The sequence below is a fragment of the Pseudaminobacter salicylatoxidans genome (assembly GCF_003148475.1).
GTDB lineage: Bacteria > Pseudomonadota > Alphaproteobacteria > Rhizobiales > Rhizobiaceae > Pseudaminobacter > Pseudaminobacter salicylatoxidans.
Window position 1 is genome coordinate 43,538 of sequence record NZ_QGGG01000003.1, and the last position, 17,958, is coordinate 61,495.

Sequence of the window (17,958 nt, forward strand, 5' to 3'; positions counted from 1 at the left end):
CTTTTTTATTATCCGGATGGTCGCCGATCAGTCCTGGCTGGCGAAACGCAGAATATCGCGACCCTCATTGTCGGCGAGGTAAAGCTTACCGTCCTCGATGCGGAAGCTGGCCGCCTTGCCCAGCGCGTCAAAGAACTTTCGTTCCTGATCCATGATTGCCGGCGGGCACGCCATGAAGGTGGATCCCAGCGGGCCGATCTTGATGGAACTGCCATCAATCGTGGCCGCGCCGAAATAGTTGTTGCAGGCGCCCTTGCCGCTGACTTTGCCATCGGCGCCAATGCGTAAGGTCGATTGCGCGTAATCGATAACGCCCCCGCCCTCGATGTCCTCGGCCAGCCAGGCGGTATCGGACAGGCCTGCCGGTGCATTCTCGTTCGACGCAGGCTCGCTGGAGGATTTCCTGACCATCGACAGAACCAGCGTCTGTGGCCCTGCATTCAGCGGATCGACCTCGTAACGCGTATCGTTCTCGAACCACAGCGTATGGTCGACGGTGATGTTGGCTTCCAGCGCATAGGAGACATCGGGCTGGATCGCATCGGGATCGAAATGGAGTTCGAATTTGATCGGCACCTGCCCTGCATCAGGAATGATCTGCTGGCCGATGACGGTTGAAGGCTCACCGTCGGGGTTGAGATCCATCAGTTGCACGGTCAGCACCGCGTCGGGCGGCAGGGCGATGCGCTCGCGGTAGAGCACTTCACCGCTAATAACCTTGTCTTCCGCCATGGACTGCATCGGCAGGGCCAGCACGCCCACAAGAAGCGGCGCAAAGCCGAAGATCATGAATTCCGCAATCCTGCCCAGCATGATTTCTGCTCCTCCGCTATGACGGCAAAACTGGACAGAGCATTGCGGTCGTTCCATGTCGAAACGATTAAAAATCCTGCCGGCCGCCGAATCCGGTTTTCAGCGCCGCCAACGCGTGAGGGCTTCGTCGTCGGCTTCCCTGGCTTCCACCCATTCGCCGGCCGTGCCGTCGGCGTGGTGCTCCTTCTTCCAGAAGGGCGCGCGCGACTTCAGGTAGTCCATCAGGAAATTGGCGGCTTCGAAGGCTGCCTGCCGGTGGGCGGAAGCTGCCACCACCAGCACGATATTTTCACCCGGCACGATCCTGCCGTAGCGGTGAATCACGGTCAGGCCCTGCAGCGGCCAGCGCGCAACCGCTTCTGCAGCAATGCGCGAAATCTCGGCCTCGGCCATGCCGGGATAGTGTTCGAGTTCCAGCGCGGAAAGCCTGCCCGCCTCGTCGCGGCATAGGCCCGTGAAAGTCACCACCGCGCCAATATCGGCACGGCCATCGCTTATGCGCGCAACCTCGGACTGGATATCGAAGTCTTCGCGCTGGATGCGCACGTCGCTTGTAACGGAGGACATGCCCGCCTCACCCGCCGGTCATCGGAGGGAACAAGGCGATCTCGCGCGCGCCTGCGATCCGTTCGCCGTGCTCGACATGCTCGTGGTCGATGGCGACGCGGATCACGTCCGGATATTGCAGCGCGTTTTCATATTCCTCGCCGCGGCCCTTCAGCCACAACAAAAGGTCGGCCACGGTCTCGACATCGACGGGCACGGCGATGTCTTCCTCCGGCCGACCGATACGCTCCCGGACCCAGGCGAAATAAACGAGTTTGGTCGGATGTTCTGTCATTCGTCCATTATATGCTTCACGCCGGCGCGGAAATAGTCATAGCCGGTATACAGGGTCACGATAGCCGAAATCCAGAGCAGGAAGATACCGGTCTGCGTCCAGTAAGGCACGATCTTGTCACCCGCAGGCCCAAGAAGCAGGAAGGCTATGGCCACCATCTGGATGGTCGTCTTCCACTTGGCAAGCTGCGTCACCGGCACGCTGACCTTCAGCGCAGCCAGATATTCGCGCAGGCCAGAAACCAGTATCTCGCGGCACAGGATGATGATGGCCGCCCACAACGACCAGCCGGCAATGGTTCGGTCGGTGTCGGCTGCGAGCACCAGCAGGCAGGTAGCGACCAGCAGCTTGTCGGCGATCGGGTCCAGCATGCGGCCGATATTGGAGGTCTGCTGCCAGGCGCGCGCCAGATAGCCGTCGAAATAATCGGTGATGCTGGCGATCAGGAAAATAGCCAGAGCCGACCAGCGCGCGAAATCGCTCGACTTCAGGTGGCCTTCCAGGAAAAAGCACAGCACGACCAGCGGCACGGCAATGATACGGCCATAAGTCAGGATGTTGGGAAGGTTGAACGCGCGCTTACCCATCTTGCTTCCGTTTTTCAAAGCCTTCCCGTCTCCGGTCTTTTCAACATGCGTACTCAAATCAGATACCTCCATGAGGGGTCAACCGGATGAAGGCGCTGGCCCAGCGCTATTTTTCACCACCATGCGTTCATTTCTCGTGAAAGTGGTTATAGACCACCCGCGCGATCGATTCCGAAACACCATCCACGGCCATCAGATCTTCCACTGCCGCGCGGCTCACCGCCTTGGCGGTGCCGAAATGCAGAAGCAGCGCGCGCTTGCGTCCCGGCCCGATGCCGCTGATCTCGTCGAGCGGGTTGCGCGTCATCTCCTTCTTGCGGCGGGCGCGGTGCGAGCCGATGGCAAAGCGGTGCGCCTCGTCGCGCAGGCGCTGCACGAAATAGAGCACCGGATCGCGTACCGGCAGCGTAAAGGATTCGCGGCCCCGGACGAAAAAGCGCTCGCGGCCGGCTTCACGGTCCACGCCCTTTGCGACGCCGATTGCCGTTACCCTCTCCTCCACGCCAAGATCGCCAAGAATCTGGCGCACGGCCGTCATCTGTCCCTGCCCACCGTCGATGAGGACCAGGTCGGGCCATGCCGGGAAGGAGCCGTTCATCGCCTCCTCAGCATCCGCCTCATGCGAATTGTCCGCATCGCCATGCTCCTTGAGCAGGCGCGAGAAGCGGCGCGTCATCACCTCGCGCATCATGCCGAAGTCGTCGCCGGGGGTGATGTCGGTCGAGCGGATGTTGAACTTGCGGTACTGATTCTTCACGAATCCTTCCGGCCCCGCCACGATCATGGCGCCGACTGCATTGGTGCCCATGATGTGCGAGTTGTCGTAGACCTCGATACGGGCCGGCGTGCGCTCCAGCCCGAATGTCTCGGCAAGCCCCGCAAGCAGGCGTGCCTGCGTCGAGGTTTCGGCCAGCCTGCGACCGAGCGCCTCGCGCGCATTCTGCAGGGCGTGATCGACAAGGTCTTTCTTCTCGCCACGCTGCGGCACGGAGATCGTTACCTTGTGGCCCGCGCGCGTGGCGAGCGCCTGCGCCAGAAGCTCCTCTTCCTCGACCTTGTGCGACAGCAGCAGAAGCCGCGGGCTGGGCTTGTCGTCGTAGAACTGGGCGAGGAAGGAGCCCAGCACCTCCTGCGCTTCCAGCGCCGGATCGGCCTTGGGGAAATAGGCGCGGTTGCCCCAGTTCTGGCCGGTGCGGAAGAAGAACACCTGGATGCAGACCTGCCCGCCCTCCTGATGGATGGCGAAGACGTCGGCCTCCTCCAGCGATTGCGGATTGATGCCCTGATGGCTCTGCACATGGCTGAGCGCGGCCAGACGGTCGCGGTAGATCGCGGCACGCTCGAAATCCAGCTCCTCGGCCGCCTCCTGCATGGCCCCGGAAATCTCCGTCTTCACCTTCTGGCTGCGACCGGAGAGGAAGTCCTTCGCCTCATCCACCAGTTCCGCGTAGTCGGCCGTCGAGATTTCGCCGGTGCAGGGACCTGAACAACGCTTGATCTGGTACAGCAGGCAGGGGCGTGTACGCGTCTCGAACACCGAATTCGTGCAGGTGCGCAACAGAAACGCGCGCTGCAGCGAGTTGATGGTGCGGTCAACCGCGCCGGCGGATGCGAACGGCCCGAAATAATCGCCCTTGCGCGTGCGCGCGCCGCGATGCTTGAAAATGCCCGGCGACGGGTGATCCCCGGTCAGCAGGATATAGGGAAACGACTTGTCGTCGCGCAACAGCACGTTGAAGCGCGGCCGCAAACGCTTGATAAGATTGGCTTCAAGCAGCAGCGCCTCGATTTCGGTGCGGGTGACGACGAACTCCATCGTGGCCGTCTCGCGCACCATGCGGCCGATGCGATTGGTGTGGAAGCGGCCTTGTGCATATTGCGTCACGCGCTTCTTCAGATTGCGCGCCTTGCCGACATAAAGCACATCGCCGGCCGCATTCATCATGCGGTAGACGCCCGGTGCGTTGGGCAGGCGCTTGACCAGCGTCTGGATAACCTCGGCGCCGACCTTGCCTTCGGTGTCATCGGGATTGGCGGTCCAGTCGATGGCGGTGAACGGCGAATCAGCAAGCTGCGGCGGGGCCTCGACGTCCGGCCCCTCGTCTTCCTCGACCTCGTGACCGGGCATATAGCCGGCCACGTCGCCGCTGGCCCTGCCGGCGCGCGGCTTGTGAAGAGACTTCAGATTGGGATTTCCGGGATTCATTCCTTTATGCCTGTCACATCCGGCGTCTGCCATGCAAGATGCTGGCCGCCATCGAGCGCGATCATCTGTCCGGTGACGGAGCGCGCTTCCCATAGATAGCGGATCGTGGCGCCGAATTCCAAAAGCGAGGGGCCGCGCCTGAGGATAAGCCCTTCGACCTGCCGCGAGAAGTCCTCGGCCTGCTGGCGGCTGCTGGCCAGCGTCGGCCCCGGCCCGATGGCGTTGACGCGGATGCGCGGGGCCAGCGCCTGCGCCATGGTGCGGGTGGCATTCCACAGCGCCGACTTCGAAAGCGCATACGAAAAATAGTTCGGCGTCGGCTTCAGCACGCGCTGGTCCACGATATTGACCACCAGCCCCTCGGCTTCATGAGGCAGGCTTTCCGCGAACCGCCGTGCCAGCAGGACCGGCGCCTTGAGATGGACGGCGAAATTCCTGTCCCACGCCGCCCAGTCAAAATCGGTGATCTCGTCGGGTTCGAAAACCGAAGCGTTGTTGACCAGCAGCGAAACCGTGCCCAGCGCCGCGCTCGCCTGTCGTACCAAACCGTCTACAGCGCGCATGTCGGTGAGATCGGCCACGACAACGGCAGCCTCGCCACCTTGCGCGGCTACCGATGCGGCCAACTCATCGGCATCGGCACGCGAGCGGTTGCAATGGATGGCGACCGCAAAGCCATTCGCTGCGAGGTCTTCCACAATAGCCCTGCCGACGCGCCTGGCGCCGCCGGTCACAAGCGCGACCCTGCCATTTTCCCGCATTTGTCCATCCCCAATTTTCGGGTGTAAATCCTGCCTGCGGGCGATCCGGTCGCCTTACAGGTTAATTCCCGTTCGCTCCTTTGACGGCAATGTGGCGAGAAACCCGACAGACCGTCCCCGGCAGCGACGCAAATTCACAACTCGATTCAATATAGGCAGCACAAACCATTGAACCAAGGGACCTTTTGCCACTTCGAACACGCTCTCCTGACAGCGGTGTTGCACGAGGGCAACGTCACCTTTCCGCCTCATTAGCGCCAGCTAAACTCCCTATTTCAGGTACTCTCTGGCCGCATTTCGACACGACATTGGGACCGTTAAGACGCCCGACGGGTTGTCTCCCAGACCTGCGGGATGTCTTCCCACAGAAAACTGAAGTGCTGTGGCTAAGGAGTACAGAATATGGAAGCCAAATTGAAATTCGCGCTGCCGTTTGCGGCTACGCTCGGGCTCATCGCCCTCGCTGGCGTTCCCGCCAATGCGGCCGACGTGGTCATGGAAGAGCCACCGGCACCTGCCGCCCCGATGGAACTGCCCCCGCTCAACACCTGGTCCGGCCCCTATGCCGGTGTGAACCTTGGCTACGGCTTTTCCGGCCGCGTCAAGGAGCCGGGCAACAGCATCAAGACCGATGGCTTCGTCGGTGGCGGTTTCCTGGGTTATAACTACCAGGTCGACAACTTCGTCGCCGGTGTCGAGGGCGATATCGGATATGGTGGCCTGAAGGGCGACAATGCCGGTACGGAAGCCAAAGGCGGTCTCAACGGCTCGCTGCGCGCCCGCCTCGGCTATGCCGTTTCGCCGGACATCCTGCCCTACGTCACCGCCGGTGGCGCTGCGCAGAGCCTGAAGGTGACCGAAGGCGGCATCTCCGACAAGAACACCATGGTCGGCTGGACCGCCGGTGCCGGTACCGACATCAAGGTCACCGACAATCTGTTCGGCCGCGTCGAGTATCGCTACACCGACTATGGCAACAAGTCCTTCACGACCGGTGGCGGCACGCGCGACGTCGATGCTCGCGATCACCGCATCCAGTTCGGCATCGGCATGAAGTTCTGATTTTTCCCCGCCTCCGGGCGAGGAATGAGAAGCCGGGCGCCCCAAGCGCCCGGCTTTTTCGTTCAGGCCGGCAGATACGGCTTGAGTTCCAGGAATTTCTCGTCGAAGCGGGCGGCCCACCGCTTGAGCTTCGGACGACCGCGTTCCCACTGGCCGGCAAAGCGCAGATCGAGATAGCCGAGCGCGGCGCGCAGCGCGATCTGACCGGCGGTTATCTTCTTCGGGAGCTTTGGCGGATTGGCGTTCAGCACGTCCAGAGCGCGCGTCACCTTCGTCCATTGCTTGTCGAGCCAGGGCGCATGCACCTTTTCCTCCGGCCGCATGCGGCGTTCGTAGACATGGGCGAGAAGGCAATCGCAAATGCCGTCAGCCAAAGCCTCCAGACGCTCGGCGTCCAGCCGCTTTTCGGCGTTGCGCGGAAACAGCGCATTGCCCGAAATCCGGTTGAGATGCTGGGTGATGACGCGGCTGTCGAAAACGCTGCTGCCGTCATCATTGATCAGAACAGGAATCTTGCCGAGCGGATTGGCCGAAACCAGTTCCGCGCCTTGTGCGCCGGTATCGGTCGGAACGGCGTCCAGTGCCAATCCCGCGTAAGCGGCGGCCATGCGCACCTTGGCGCTGAAAGGCGAAGCGGACGAATAGAGAAGCTTTGGCATGAATTCTTCCGGATGTTGGCGCGACCGGCTGGCCGCTTGCTGAAAACAAGAACAGGAACGGGAGTTCAACCACCGCGCACCGGCGGCATCACCACCTTGGGCAGGCGGCAGGCAGCGCGCCGGTCAACCTCGTCGCATCGCCTGTAGGACAGGTCCCGTGTCATGCAGATACGCACCTCGCGCAGATAGCGCCGGTCGCAGGTCACTGCGATGCCATCGGCGGGAATGCCGGGGTTGTCGCGCAGGAAGGCGCGCTCGACCTCCTGCGGATCGGGCGTGAGATATTTGCCCAGGCGCGTATATTCGGGCGGAATCGTCACCTGCTCGCGGGCGGCGCGCAGCACCTCGAAATAATCTTCCTGCCCCAAACCCGAACAGGTGCCGTGCTTGCGCCATTCATGACCGATGAGCCCGACCGCAGGCATGATGTCGAGAAGCCCGCGCGCCTCCCTCTCGGGCACGCGCGGGCGATTGGTGGGGCAGTCCTGCGGGTAGCCGCGCTCATATTGCGGCCACAACCCATGAACGACAAAAGCGTATGGCCGTCCGCCCCGGCACTGCTGGCTGTTGGCCTGATCCGGATCCGCCTCGCAATAGCTTGGCGACCACGACAGCGACAGCACGTAGAAATCGAAACCCGACCCTATCGGCACCGTAGCGACCTGGGAACGCGCCGGCTCCGCGGCCTTCTGCTCACTCCCGGAAGGTTTGCAGCCGGCAACCAGCACCAGCAAGGCCGCGCCAAGCACAATCGCCACGCGGTATCGCTTGCGGCCGGCATTCACGCACATTGCCTTTTTCGCCGATGCTGTCAGCGCAGAACGCGGCAACGGCCGTCATAGACAAACCAGCGATCGAAGCCCGCCACGCAGAATTCGACATTGTCGCCCATGCCGGCGAAGCCCATTCGGCCCTCGATCAGATACCAGATGTCGCGCATATTGCCGTCGGTCAGGCTGACCCTGGCGCCGCAATAAAGCCTCGCGATCGGCTGGCGCTCGGCCTGGGGCAGATAGCGGGTCTCGTGAATGTCGTAGAAATCGGTGATCCCGACATTCGGCAAATTCGGCACATGCCGAACCTGATAGTCGAAGCGATGCACGATCTTTTTCAGAAAACGCTGATCGGCGCACAGGCTGACGGGCGCCGCCTGCCGCACGATGAAGTCGGCGGCCATGGAAACAGTCGATGTGGAAAAAAGCGAGCCGGCGGCTACGATGGCAGCCATGGCGAATTGAACGAAGCGTGACATAGCTAACCTCGTGAATCATCGCGAACGCAATGCAGACGCAAATAGTGCGCAATGCTCATGCGTCGGTCAACCCGACACGGTTTCCCCGGCAAGCCATTCCAGCGACCAGCCCGAGCCTTTCTCTTCGGCCAGCAAGGCGTGCAATGCCGGCAGCAGCACGTTCAGTTCCCGTTCCAGCGTGTAAGGTGGGTTGACGACGATCATGCCGGTGCCGTCGAGGCGCGGTTCGGACGAAGGCCGCCTGATCTCGAAGCCGATGTCCATGATCTTGGGGATGCCCGCATCAGCGAGCGCCTGCCGGAACCCGGCCACCGCCTTGCGATCCTTGATCGGATACCACAGCGCATAGATGCCGCCTGGCCAGCGCCGGTGCGCACGCTGCAGGCCTTCCACCAGCCGCAGAAACTCGCCCTCCTTCTCGAAGGGCGGATCGACCAGCACCAACCCGCGCTTTTCCTTGGGCGGCAGATGCGCGCCGAGCGCCAGCCAGCCGTCCAGTTCGGTGACGCGGACCTGAAAATCCTCGGCGAAAAGCTCCTTCAGAAGCTGTACGTCCTGAGGATGCAACTCGATCGCCGACAGCCGGTCCTGCTTGCGCAGCAGCCGGCGCACGACAAGCGGCGAACCCGGATAGAAGGAAAGCTCGCCCGACGCATCCGTTTCGCCCACCGCGTCGAGATAGGGCTTCAGCAGTGCGGCCGCCTCGGGTGAGAACGTCGCATCGAGCAGGCGACCAATACCGCCTCGCCATTCTCCCGTCTTGCCGGCCTCCTCCGAACCGAGATCGTAGAGGCCGATCCCCGCATGGGTGTCGATGACGCGGAAAGCCTTGTCCTTCTGCTTCAGATATTCCACCAGCCGCGCCAGAACGGCGTGCTTGACGACATCGGCGAAATTGCCAGCGTGATAGGCGTGGCGGTAATTCATGCTCAGTTCTCGTCCAGTTCCCGCAATTGCGCACCCGATTGCCGCCACCGCATGCGCCGGTGACGGATCATGGCGAAGATCAGGCCGGTGATCCCGGCAGCCATTAGCAGGAAACCGCCGGTCCGCACCACCTCATAGACGGCAAACGCATCTGCCCGAAGGATGATGTCCACCGACTGGATATAGATGCCGGTTTCTTCGCCCGGCTGCACCGAAAACGTATAGATGCCATTCTGCAGGGCCGGTATCAGGCCGGCATCGTCGCGATAGATGCGCTCGTTGGTCTCGGCCGACTTGTCCTCCAGCGTGGCCTCGGCAAAAGTGAGCGGCACTGCCAGCATGCTACGCCCGTCACCGGTAACTGTGAGGCTCAGTATCGAATGACCATCGATCTGTCTGGTTCCGCCAACGATGCGCAGATCGACCGCGACGCGCAGCGGTGCTTCGGACGCCGACAGCGCGACCTCGACCGGCTTATATCCCGTGGCCCGTTCATAGACGCGGTAAGTACCCAGTTCGTGCCCCGTCAGATGCAGTGCAGCCCACGGATAGCCAATTCCAAGCACTGCTCCGGCTGCGAAGACCAGAAGAAACAGAACTCGCATTGCATGTCGCCCGAAAGCACCGGCTCATCCGGCTGCGACCGCCTCATCGGCATCTGTTCCGCAGTCTCACGAAACGGTGCGTGCCCACATTGACGCAGGCAGATAGTGCTGCATCGACCTGTTGTCCGCAATAATACTTCAGACTCCCGAAGGTTTCGCAGCATTGGCCGGCGAGACAGCCATACGGTCAGTCGCTCTGCCGCAGTCTTTCCAGGATTTGATCCACCGTCTGGTCTACATTCTGGGCCGATGTATCGAGCCACAGGCCGATGTGTGGAGTGTGCTCATGCAAGACCTGTCTTATCTGCGCGGCAGTCCAGGAGCCATAGATCGGGTCGTCATAGATATTCTTCGAGCGGGCCCGGTCGCGCGCGGTCAGCACTTCGGCGGAAGGGTCGAGCACCACCACGGCCGGCCGATAGGACTTCAGTCGTTCGGCCGCCCACTCCAGAAACTCGCCCAGAATGACATCCTGATAGACGACGGTGAAACCTGCATCGGCATATTGCGCCGCAACACTCCACGCCAGTTCGTAGCGCAGCCGCAACTGGCGCTCGGCTTCCGGCGGCGGGTTCTGGCTCATCTCCACGCGGCCGCTGACGATCATGCGACGGAAAAGATCGCCGCGCAGATGCACCGCCTTCGGCAACCGCTCGGCCAGCGCCTGCGCCACGGTCGATTTTCCCGCACCCATGCAACCGGTGATGATGACGATGCGCGGAAATCCGTCTGCCGGCGTGGAAGAAGAGAGCCCGCCCGTCACGCCTTGCGCTCCCAGCGACGTTCCGGTGTCTGCTGCCAATAAGTCACCGTGTGCCCCCCTGCCCTGGCAGACTTCCAGTGCTCGCGGGCAGCCTCGACCTGCGCGGTATCATGGCCGTCGAACATGAACACGGCACGCTCGTAGCCTTCAAGGTCAGGCGGCATCGCTCCATCGACCATGAAGCGGATGCGCGCCTCGTTCGGGTTGCCCTGCCCCGTGGTCAACAGCACCGGCTGCTCATGCGGATAGGCTTCGCTGTCCGTCGCATGAGCGAGAAAGGACTCGTCGCGATAGGTCCACAGATGGGCATCCAGCGCATCGCGCCGCTCCTGCGTGCCGGTCTGCACCACGACGCGCCAGCCGCGTTGTACACTCTTTTCGAGCAGCCCCGGCAGCGCTTCTTCCAGCGTCGACTCCGTCAGATGATAAAAGAGAACTTCAGCCATGCGCGCGAACCTACGCGATCGCGCGGCGAATGGAAATGCAAACGGACAGAAGCGGCCGGCATCCGTGGCAAGAGCCCGCTTGTGATTTGTCGGCCATCCTGGACAGGATTATATTACCAGTCCCTGATGTATAGGGGAGTGGCCGGGAGGCGGAGATGACACGCAAGTACATAGACTGCCGCGAATTCCCAAGTGAAATGTCCTGCACCGTCGCGATCTCGGCAGACGGTGAAGAAGAATTGGTCGAAGCTGCCGTTCAGCATGCCGTATCGGTGCATGGAGAACACGATACGCCCGAGTTGCGCGCGGAGATCAAGAAAGCCATCCACGTGGGCGCGCCAGCGGCCTGATCAACAGGCCTGTCCGGTGCGGCCGCATTCAGGCCCGCACCGGACGGATGACTGATTATCCCTCGTAGTTGTCGCGCACCAGCTGGTCGAGCAGCCGGACCCCGAAACCGGACCCCCATGACTGGTTGATCTCGTTCGCCTGCGTGCCCATGGCAGTGCCGGCAATGTCCAGATGCGCCCAGGGCGTATCCTTCACGAAGCGCTTTAGGAACTGCGCAGCCGTGATCGCACCGCCGTGCCTGCCGCCGATATTCTTCATGTCGGCATTCTTGGAATCGATCATCTTGTCGTATTCCGGTCCGACCGGCATGCGCCAGACGCGTTCCTGGCTGGTCTGGCCGGCCGCGAACAGGTTCGCGGCAAGCTCATCGTCGTTGGAGAACAGGCCGGCATGGTGCTGGCCGAGCGCCACCATGATCGCACCGGTAAGCGTCGCCAGATCGATCATGAATTTCGGCTGGAAACGGTCGTTGCAATACCACAGCGCATCCGCCAGCACGAGGCGTCCTTCCGCGTCGGTGTTCAGCACCTCGATGGTCTGGCCCGACATGGAGGTGACGATGTCGCCGGGGCGCTGCGCATTGCCGTCAACCATGTTCTCCACGCAGCCGATGATGCCGATCGCGTTCACCTTCGCCTTGCGTGCGGCCAGCGCATGCATGAGCCCGGTAACGGCGGCCGCGCCGCCCATGTCGCCCTTCATGTCTTCCATACCCGAGGCCGGCTTGATCGACACGCCGCCCGAATCGAACACCACCCCCTTGCCGACGAAGGCGACGGGCCTGGCTTTGGCCCTGCCGCCATTCCATTGCATGACGACGAGGCGCGGCGGGCGCACCGAGCCCTGGGCCACGCCCAGCAGCGCACCCATGCCCAGTTTCTTCATTTCCTTCTCGGTCAGCACCTCCACCTTGACGCCGAGCTTTTCCAATTCCTTGGCGCGCGCGGCGAATTCGACGGGGCCGAGCACATTGGCGGGCTCGTTGACCAGATCGCGCGCCAGCATCACCCCGTCGGCTACGGCCTGCAGGTCGGCAAAAGCCTTTTTGGCGGCCGACGGTTCGGCGCAATGAATGGCGATTTTTGCGGGTTTGGAAGGCGTGTCCTTGCCGTTGGCCTCGTCCTTGCGGGTCTTGTACTTGTCGAAGCCGTAGCTGCGCAGCACGATGCCGGCCGCCAGTCGCGCCACATCCGCAGGTGTGATCGCAACCCCGGCAATGTCTGCCACCACGGCCACCTCGGTGGCCTTGCGCAGTTGCGCGGCAATCGTGCCGCCGAGCTTCAGCCAGGCATATTCATTGAGGTCTTCCGCCTTTCCCGCGCCGATGGCGACGAGGCGATCCAGCGACGAGCCCTCCGGCGCCAGCACATCCACGACGCTGCCCGACTTTCCGGAAAATTCCGACACGGAAAACGCCCGCGCCAGAATCTTGCCTGGATCGCAGGCGGCAGCCGCATCGCCGAGGGCACCGCCTTCGCCGGCCAGAACGATCGCAAGGCCCTTTTTGGGTGCGGCATATTTGACGAAGCTGATTGTCGGCATGAACGTCATCGGTAAACCTGCTTTCGGAAAGAGTTTCGCAAACGAAATTTCACGGGAGATTTCGTCGTTTTACGTCATTTGGCAAGTCACGCCGCCGAACGGCCGGCATTTCGCTGCAATCTCACACTTCAGTGAAAGGCTCGCCCGAGGCGTCTGCACCTGCTAAAGCAGCGTCCGAATCGACGTTAATATCCGGTTAACCAGCTTTTTTGGCGGTTTCTTAGCCACTCCCGACGAAGACTCTCATGCGCCGAACATTTCAGAACGGACGGGCTCTACATCGAACCGATTGTGCCGCCTGCACGGTGCGGATACCTTGCCGGGAACGGCGCTCGGGGAACCGTCGCCATGAACGATCAATAGAACGGAACACCCGCGGCATATGAAGGTCGTTGAACGCTACATACTGCGCCGGACGTTCACCATGTTCCTGGGCGCGCTGCTGTGGACCCTGGCGATCTCATGGACGACGCAGGTGCTGGCCCGCATCAATCTCGTGACCGACAGCGGCCAGTCGGCGCTGACCTTCTTCGAGCTTGCGACCCTCATCCTGCCCTCGGTCATTCCGATCATCGTGCCCTTCGCGCTTATCATCGCGGTGGCGCAGACGCTGTCCACCATGAACACCGATTCCGAGCTGGTGGTGGTAAGCGCGGCCGGCGGGTCGCGCTGGATCCTCATGCGCCCGATACTGGTTCTCGCGGTGCTCGCCAGCGTGTTTTCCTTCGCGGTGGACAACGGCATCGACCCCTATGCGCGCGAGCGCGGACGCCAGCTCGTCGCGGCCGCGCGCGCCGACCTGCTTTCGCTGGTCATCCAGGAAGGCACTTTCCGAAAGGTGGATGACGGGCTCTATGTACAGGTCGCCGAACGGCTTCCCGACGGGCGGCTTGGGGGGATCTTCGTGGCGGATTCGCGCCAGGAGGGCATCGATCTCGTCTATTACGCCAAGAGCGGCGCGGTCGTGCAGGACAGCGAAAAAAGCATGCTGATCATGAGTGATGGCGTGGTGCATCGCAAATCGCCGGAAGGGGAGCTGTCGGTGATCCGCTTCACCTCCTACGCCTTCGATCTTTCGGCCTTTTCGGCGGCGGCGGGCACGATCACCATGTTCCCGAAGGACCGCACGCTGTCCTATCTGGTCAACCCCGATCCCAACGACAAGATTTACCAGAACAACCCGCAATCCTTCCGCGCCGAACTGCACCGGCGCCTGACGGAGTGGCTCTACCCGCTGGTCTTCGCACTGATCGCGCTTGCCGTGGCGGGCGATGCGCGCTCGCATCGCGAAAGCCGCATCAATCCGCTGGTGACGTCGATCACAATCGCGCTGTTCGTGCGCTGGCTGGGCTTCTTCGTCACCAATCAGGCGCAGAGCAATCCGTTGTTCAGCCCGCTGGCTTATGCGGTGCCGCTCGCCGCCTCCATCATCGCGCTGGGCTTTATCCGCTCCAACCGCACGATGGAACTTCCGGTAAGCTGGGCCGAGGGCCTTTCCGACTGGACGCGCAAATCGGGTGATCGCATGACGATGACGTGGCTGCGCCTCACCGGCCGTGCCGGCGCGAGCGGAGGGCGGGCGTGATGGGCTGGACACTCGGTCTCTATTTCTTCCGGCGCTATGCCGCCATCACGGCGTGGTTCTTCATCGGCATCTACGCGCTGATCTTCCTCATCGATTTCACCGAATTCTCCAGCCGCACCTCCGGCCTGCCGAACTTCACCTTTTTCGCCGCCCTATCGGTATCGGCGCTGCGGGTGCCGATGATCGTGCAGCAGACCGTGCCGTTCGTCGCACTGTTTGCGGCGATGGCCACGCTGATCTCGCTCAACCGCAAATACGAACTGGTGATCGCACGCGCGGCCGGCATCTCGGCCTGGCAGTTCCTGTTCCCGCTCTGCATGGGTGCGCTGCTGTTCGGCATCCTGACCGTCGGCGTCCTCAACCCGATTGCCGCACACGGCCTGTCGCGATCCGAGCTTCTGGAAAGCGACATCCGCTCCGGCGCGTCCAACAAAGTATCGGCCGCGAACGCTCCGTGGCTGCACCAGAAGGCCAATGGCATCGACACCATCATCGGCGCACGTGCGGTTCTCAAGCAGGGGCTGGAACTGTCGGACGCCGTGTTCTTCACCATCGACAAGAACGGCGACATCGTCGAGCGCAAGGATGCCGCTCGCGCCGTCCTGGGCGATGGCTACTGGAAGCTCAAGGACGTGAAGGTCTATCGCGACGGCCAGAACGCCGAATCACGTCCGAGCGATCGCGTGGCCACCAACCTCAAGCCCGAATATGTGCAGGAACGGCTCGCGCAGCCCGAAACCATTCCGTTTTTCGAGCTTCCGGCCAAGATCGAGGCGGCCCGCTCCTTCGGCCTTCGGGCCAATGCGTTCGCCATGCAGCTTCACTCGCTGATCGCCATGCCGCTGCTTCTCGTCGCCATGACGCTCATTGCTGCAACAGTCTCCATGCGCTTTGCCCGAATGGGGCAATCCACAACGATGATTCTGGGTGGCGTCGTCGCCGGCTTTCTGCTTTATGTCGTTTCGGTTTTGGTCAAAGCATTTGGCAATGCCGGATTCGTGCCGCCATTCGTGGCCGCATGGTTTCCGGTGGTTGTGGCTATGTTTTTCGGAGTAACTTTCCTGCTATACACGGAAGACGGTTAGTTGGGGGACGTGGTGACATCAGCGAGAAAGACGAACCGCATGGCTCGCCTTTACGGCGCGACGGCGCTCGCCTGCCTTTTCGCCTACGCGCTGCCGGTCGCGACGCCTGCCTGGTCGCAGGAAATCAGCGCGCCCGAGGTGCCGGAAGGCTCGCAGATGCTGCTGGAGGCCGACACCCTCGTCTACGACAACGACAAGAACACCATCACCGCCGTTGGCGGCGTGCGAATCGACTATGGCGGCAACCGGCTGGTCGCCCAGCGCGTGGCCTATGATCGCAAGACCTCGCGTCTCGTGGCCTCGGGCAATGTCGAACTGGTCGACAGCAGCGGCACCAAGGTCTATTCCGACGAGATCGACGTTACCGACGACTTCGCCAACGGCTTCGTCAACGCGCTGCGCGTGGAAACCGTCGACAAGACCTATTTCGCGGCCGAAAGTGCCACCCGCACCGGCGGCGTTCTGACCACCTTCAACAATGGCGTCTACACGGCCTGCAAACCCTGCGAAGCCAAGCCGGATCGCGCGCCGATCTGGCGCATCAAGGCACAGAAGATCATCTGGAACGGCACCGCCAAGACCGTGCGCTTCGAAAAATCGCGCTTCGAGTTCTTCGGCTTCCCGATTGCCTATCTGCCGAGCTTCGAGATCGCCGACCCCACGGTCAAGCGCAAGAGCGGCTTCCTGTTCCCGGGCATCAACTACAAGTCGAACCTCGGCGCCAGTCTGGCGGTTCCCTACTATTTCGCGCTTTCGCCGACATATGACCTCACGGTCACCGCGCACGGCTACACCAAGCAGGGTTTCCTCGGTGAAGCTGAATGGCGCCAGCGCTTCAACTCAGGTGAATACACGCTGAAGATCGCCGGCATTCGCCAGAACGATCCGGGGGCATTCGACCGGGGCGTCAACTCCGGCCCCGTGGACGATCCGAACCGCTTCCGTGGCATGGTCGGCTCGACCGGCCGCTTCGACATCAATCCGCGCTGGCAGTTCGGCTGGAATTTCCTGGCGCAGACGGACAAGAACTTCTCCTACACCTACAATATCGATGGCTATGACAGTTATATCTATCGATCGGAAATCTACCTGACGGGCCTCAACGACCGGAACTATTTCGACCTGCGTGCGATGAAGTTCGACGTGCAGGAAGATCTTCTCGACTCCAATCTCAGCGCCCGTAACGACAAGCAGCCCTGGGTGTTGCCTTCATTCGACTATTCCTTCACGCCGGACGAGCCCGTCTTCGGCGGCGAGCTGAATTTCGACGTCAATTCGCGCGTCGTTCACCGTGACGATCTGGACGTCGGATTTGGGCGGAACCCGCTCACCAACCAGAACTTCGTCGAGCGCGTCCGGGGCATCGACGGCACCGACGGCCGCGTGACCGGGCTTGCGGAGTGGAAGCGCTCCTTCATCACGCAGGGCGGGCTGGTGGTCACGCCGTTGCTGGCCTTCCAGGCCGACGCTGACTATGTCAACCAGACTTCGGCTTCCGTTCTGGCCATCGAACAGATGGCGCAGGTCCAGGGCGTTGCGGCCGACGTTCGCTCTTCCTTCTTCCGCAGCATGGCCACTGCCGGCCTCGAGCTGCGCTGGCCGGTTCTGTTCTCCTTCAGCAGCGGCTCGCAGATCCTGGAGCCGATGGCGCAGATTTTCGCGCGACCGAATGAACGCTATGCCGCCTCGCTGGGCATTCCCAACGAGGACGCGCAGAGCTTCGTGTTCGACGCCACGACCCTTTTCGAGCGCGACAAGTTCTCCGGCTTCGATCGTGTCGAGGGCGGCACGCGCGCCAATGTCGGCCTGCGCTATTCGGGCACCTTCGACAATGGCTGGACCACGAACGCCCTGTTCGGCCAGTCCTATCAGCTTGCCGGACGCAACTCCTTCGCTTCGCCCGATCTCGTCAATGTCGGCGCCTATTCCGGGCTTGAGTCCGATACGTCCGACTTCGTCGGTCTGGTCGGCTTCGCAACGCCTTTCGGCGTTTCGGCTTCCGCCAGCGCCCGTTTGGACGAACAGACGCTGGAAGTCCGCCGCGCCGAGGTGAAGGCAGGCTATTCCACGCGCCCACTGAGCCTCACGGCGCAATATGCGTTCATCCAGGCGCAACCGCTCTATGGCTTCAGTACGGACCGGCAGGAAGTCACGCTCGGCGCCTCCGCCCGGTTCCACGAAAACTGGCGCGCCTTCGGCTCCGGCACCTATGATTTCGAATCGGGCGTTGTAACGCGCGACGCGATCGGATTTGCCTATGACGACGAATGCTTCTCCTACAGCATGTCGATGCTGACGAAGCGCGACCCGCTCAAGCGCCAGGACGATGAACGGACTTTTGGCTTCACCATATCCTTGCGCACGATCGGAGACTTCGGCTCGACGACCGGTCAATTCGCGCAGCGATGACAGTACAACCAAATCGTCATCCTTTCGCCGCATAGAACCGGCATCCGGGGCTTATGTCTTTCCG

At 62.1% G+C, this 17,958-nt stretch carries 19 protein-coding genes; 5 read left to right on the forward strand and 14 right to left on the reverse strand.

Annotated elements, in window-relative coordinates:
- Window positions 1-27: 27 nt before the first annotated feature.
- The 6 genes from C7441_RS05090 to C7441_RS05115 all read right to left on the reverse strand — a co-directional run bounded on the left by C7441_RS05090 (window position 28) and on the right by C7441_RS05115 (window position 5,208).
- A complete protein-coding gene (locus C7441_RS05090) occupies window positions 28-813 on the reverse strand; it encodes an META domain-containing protein (protein ID WP_109611969.1) in 786 nt (261 codons plus the stop codon).
- A 99-nt stretch (window positions 814-912) separates the two neighbouring features.
- Window positions 913-1,380 (reverse strand): molybdenum cofactor biosynthesis protein MoaE, encoded by a 468-nt coding sequence (locus C7441_RS05095; RefSeq protein WP_019170523.1) that lies wholly within the window; start codon window positions 1,378-1,380, stop codon window positions 913-915.
- Window positions 1,381-1,387: 7 nt separating this feature from the next.
- The gene (moaD, locus tag C7441_RS05100) at window positions 1,388-1,654 is read right to left on the reverse strand and encodes a molybdopterin converting factor subunit 1 (RefSeq protein ID WP_019170524.1); all 267 of its coding nucleotides are present in this window, start codon (window positions 1,652-1,654) and stop codon (window positions 1,388-1,390) included.
- Window positions 1,651-2,241: a CDP-diacylglycerol--glycerol-3-phosphate 3-phosphatidyltransferase gene (pgsA, locus tag C7441_RS05105; RefSeq protein ID WP_019170525.1), complete on the reverse strand. Its 591-nt coding sequence runs from the start codon at window positions 2,239-2,241 to the stop codon at window positions 1,651-1,653. Before pgsA ends, moaD begins: the two co-directional genes overlap by 4 nt.
- Before the next feature lie 127 nt (window positions 2,242-2,368).
- On the reverse strand, window positions 2,369-4,447 hold the full coding sequence (gene uvrC, locus C7441_RS05110; protein WP_109611970.1) for an excinuclease ABC subunit UvrC: 2,079 nt from the start codon (window positions 4,445-4,447) through the stop codon (window positions 2,369-2,371).
- Window positions 4,444-5,208, reverse strand: coding sequence for an SDR family oxidoreductase (locus C7441_RS05115; RefSeq protein ID WP_109611971.1), 765 nt, complete (start codon window positions 5,206-5,208; stop codon window positions 4,444-4,446). Before C7441_RS05115 ends, uvrC begins: the two co-directional genes overlap by 4 nt.
- 402 nt (window positions 5,209-5,610) lie before the next feature.
- On the opposite strand from C7441_RS05115, the gene C7441_RS05120 reads away from it, so the two are divergent.
- The gene (locus tag C7441_RS05120; RefSeq protein ID WP_019170528.1) at window positions 5,611-6,270 is read left to right on the forward strand and encodes an outer membrane protein; all 660 of its coding nucleotides are present in this window, start codon (window positions 5,611-5,613) and stop codon (window positions 6,268-6,270) included.
- Window positions 6,271-6,332: 62 nt separating this feature from the next.
- Here the strand turns inward: C7441_RS05120 and C7441_RS05125 are convergent, their stop codons facing one another.
- The 7 genes from C7441_RS05125 to C7441_RS05155 all read right to left on the reverse strand — a co-directional run bounded on the left by C7441_RS05125 (window position 6,333) and on the right by C7441_RS05155 (window position 10,922).
- The gene (locus C7441_RS05125; protein ID WP_109611972.1) at window positions 6,333-6,929 is read right to left on the reverse strand and encodes a glutathione S-transferase family protein; all 597 of its coding nucleotides are present in this window, start codon (window positions 6,927-6,929) and stop codon (window positions 6,333-6,335) included.
- 65 nt (window positions 6,930-6,994) lie between these two features.
- Window positions 6,995-7,720, reverse strand: a complete 726-nt coding sequence (locus tag C7441_RS05130; protein ID WP_109611973.1) for a ribonuclease T2 family protein — start codon at window positions 7,718-7,720, stop codon at window positions 6,995-6,997.
- 20 nt (window positions 7,721-7,740) lie between these two features.
- Window positions 7,741-8,181 (reverse strand): hypothetical protein, encoded by a 441-nt coding sequence (locus tag C7441_RS05135; protein ID WP_109611974.1) that lies wholly within the window; start codon window positions 8,179-8,181, stop codon window positions 7,741-7,743.
- Between the two features lie 66 nt (window positions 8,182-8,247).
- The gene (locus tag C7441_RS05140) at window positions 8,248-9,108 is read right to left on the reverse strand and encodes a 23S rRNA (adenine(2030)-N(6))-methyltransferase RlmJ (protein WP_109611975.1); all 861 of its coding nucleotides are present in this window, start codon (window positions 9,106-9,108) and stop codon (window positions 8,248-8,250) included.
- Window positions 9,109-9,110: 2 nt separating this feature from the next.
- On the reverse strand, window positions 9,111-9,713 hold the full coding sequence (locus C7441_RS05145) for a hypothetical protein (RefSeq protein WP_109611976.1): 603 nt from the start codon (window positions 9,711-9,713) through the stop codon (window positions 9,111-9,113).
- A gap of 187 nt (window positions 9,714-9,900) precedes the next feature.
- Complete coding sequence (locus C7441_RS05150) at window positions 9,901-10,515, reverse strand: P-loop nucleotide/nucleoside kinase family protein (RefSeq protein ID WP_244916064.1); 615 nt, start codon at window positions 10,513-10,515, stop codon at window positions 9,901-9,903.
- Entirely contained in the window at window positions 10,473-10,922 is a 450-nt protein-coding gene (locus C7441_RS05155) for a DNA polymerase III subunit chi (protein WP_019170534.1), read from the reverse strand. Before C7441_RS05155 ends, C7441_RS05150 begins: the two co-directional genes overlap by 43 nt.
- Window positions 10,923-11,077: 155 nt before the next feature.
- Here C7441_RS05155 and C7441_RS05160 point away from each other — a divergent pair, with 155 nt between their 5' ends.
- Entirely contained in the window at window positions 11,078-11,272 is a 195-nt protein-coding gene (locus tag C7441_RS05160; protein WP_109611978.1) for a DUF1059 domain-containing protein, read from the forward strand.
- A 55-nt stretch (window positions 11,273-11,327) separates the two neighbouring features.
- On the opposite strand, the gene C7441_RS05165 is transcribed toward C7441_RS05160, so the two are convergent.
- Window positions 11,328-12,824: a leucyl aminopeptidase gene (locus C7441_RS05165; RefSeq protein ID WP_109611979.1), complete on the reverse strand. Its 1,497-nt coding sequence runs from the start codon at window positions 12,822-12,824 to the stop codon at window positions 11,328-11,330.
- A 373-nt stretch (window positions 12,825-13,197) separates the two neighbouring features.
- Between C7441_RS05165 and lptF the strand changes: the two genes are divergently transcribed.
- The 3 genes from lptF to C7441_RS05180 are packed head-to-tail and all read left to right on the forward strand — an operon-like array spanning window position 13,198 to window position 17,894.
- Window positions 13,198-14,400 (forward strand): LPS export ABC transporter permease LptF, encoded by a 1,203-nt coding sequence (gene lptF, locus C7441_RS05170; RefSeq protein WP_109611980.1) that lies wholly within the window; start codon window positions 13,198-13,200, stop codon window positions 14,398-14,400.
- Entirely contained in the window at window positions 14,397-15,485 is a 1,089-nt protein-coding gene (gene lptG / locus C7441_RS05175; RefSeq protein ID WP_210205607.1) for an LPS export ABC transporter permease LptG, read from the forward strand. The genes lptF and lptG overlap by 4 nt, the downstream gene beginning before the upstream one ends.
- 39 nt (window positions 15,486-15,524) lie before the next feature.
- Window positions 15,525-17,894, forward strand: a complete 2,370-nt coding sequence (locus tag C7441_RS05180; RefSeq protein ID WP_019170538.1) for an LPS-assembly protein LptD — start codon at window positions 15,525-15,527, stop codon at window positions 17,892-17,894.
- Window positions 17,895-17,958 lie beyond the last annotated feature (64 nt).

Bases quoted from the DNA above. Each gene is read 5' to 3' on its own strand.
- C7441_RS05090 (WP_109611969.1), bottom strand. From the start codon at position 813: ATGCTGGGCAGGATTGCGGAATTCATGATCTTCGGCTTTGCGCCGCTT.
- C7441_RS05095 (WP_019170523.1), bottom strand. From the start codon at position 1,380: ATGTCCTCCGTTACAAGCGACGTGCGCATCCAGCGCGAAGACTTCGAT.
- moaD (WP_019170524.1), bottom strand. From the start codon at position 1,654: ATGACAGAACATCCGACCAAACTCGTTTATTTCGCCTGGGTCCGGGAG.
- pgsA (WP_019170525.1), bottom strand. From the start codon at position 2,241: ATGGGTAAGCGCGCGTTCAACCTTCCCAACATCCTGACTTATGGCCGT.
- uvrC (WP_109611970.1), bottom strand. From the start codon at position 4,447: ATGAATCCCGGAAATCCCAATCTGAAGTCTCTTCACAAGCCGCGCGCC.
- C7441_RS05115 (WP_109611971.1), bottom strand. From the start codon at position 5,208: ATGCGGGAAAATGGCAGGGTCGCGCTTGTGACCGGCGGCGCCAGGCGC.
- C7441_RS05120 (WP_019170528.1), top strand. From the start codon at position 5,611: ATGGAAGCCAAATTGAAATTCGCGCTGCCGTTTGCGGCTACGCTCGGG.
- C7441_RS05125 (WP_109611972.1), bottom strand. From the start codon at position 6,929: ATGCCAAAGCTTCTCTATTCGTCCGCTTCGCCTTTCAGCGCCAAGGTG.
- C7441_RS05130 (WP_109611973.1), bottom strand. From the start codon at position 7,720: ATGTGCGTGAATGCCGGCCGCAAGCGATACCGCGTGGCGATTGTGCTT.
- C7441_RS05135 (WP_109611974.1), bottom strand. From the start codon at position 8,181: ATGTCACGCTTCGTTCAATTCGCCATGGCTGCCATCGTAGCCGCCGGC.
- C7441_RS05140 (WP_109611975.1), bottom strand. From the start codon at position 9,108: ATGAATTACCGCCACGCCTATCACGCTGGCAATTTCGCCGATGTCGTC.
- C7441_RS05145 (WP_109611976.1), bottom strand. From the start codon at position 9,713: ATGCGAGTTCTGTTTCTTCTGGTCTTCGCAGCCGGAGCAGTGCTTGGA.
- C7441_RS05155 (WP_019170534.1), bottom strand. From the start codon at position 10,922: ATGGCTGAAGTTCTCTTTTATCATCTGACGGAGTCGACGCTGGAAGAA.
- C7441_RS05160 (WP_109611978.1), top strand. From the start codon at position 11,078: ATGACACGCAAGTACATAGACTGCCGCGAATTCCCAAGTGAAATGTCC.
- C7441_RS05165 (WP_109611979.1), bottom strand. From the start codon at position 12,824: ATGACGTTCATGCCGACAATCAGCTTCGTCAAATATGCCGCACCCAAA.
- lptF (WP_109611980.1), top strand. From the start codon at position 13,198: ATGAAGGTCGTTGAACGCTACATACTGCGCCGGACGTTCACCATGTTC.
- C7441_RS05180 (WP_019170538.1), top strand. From the start codon at position 15,525: ATGGCTCGCCTTTACGGCGCGACGGCGCTCGCCTGCCTTTTCGCCTAC.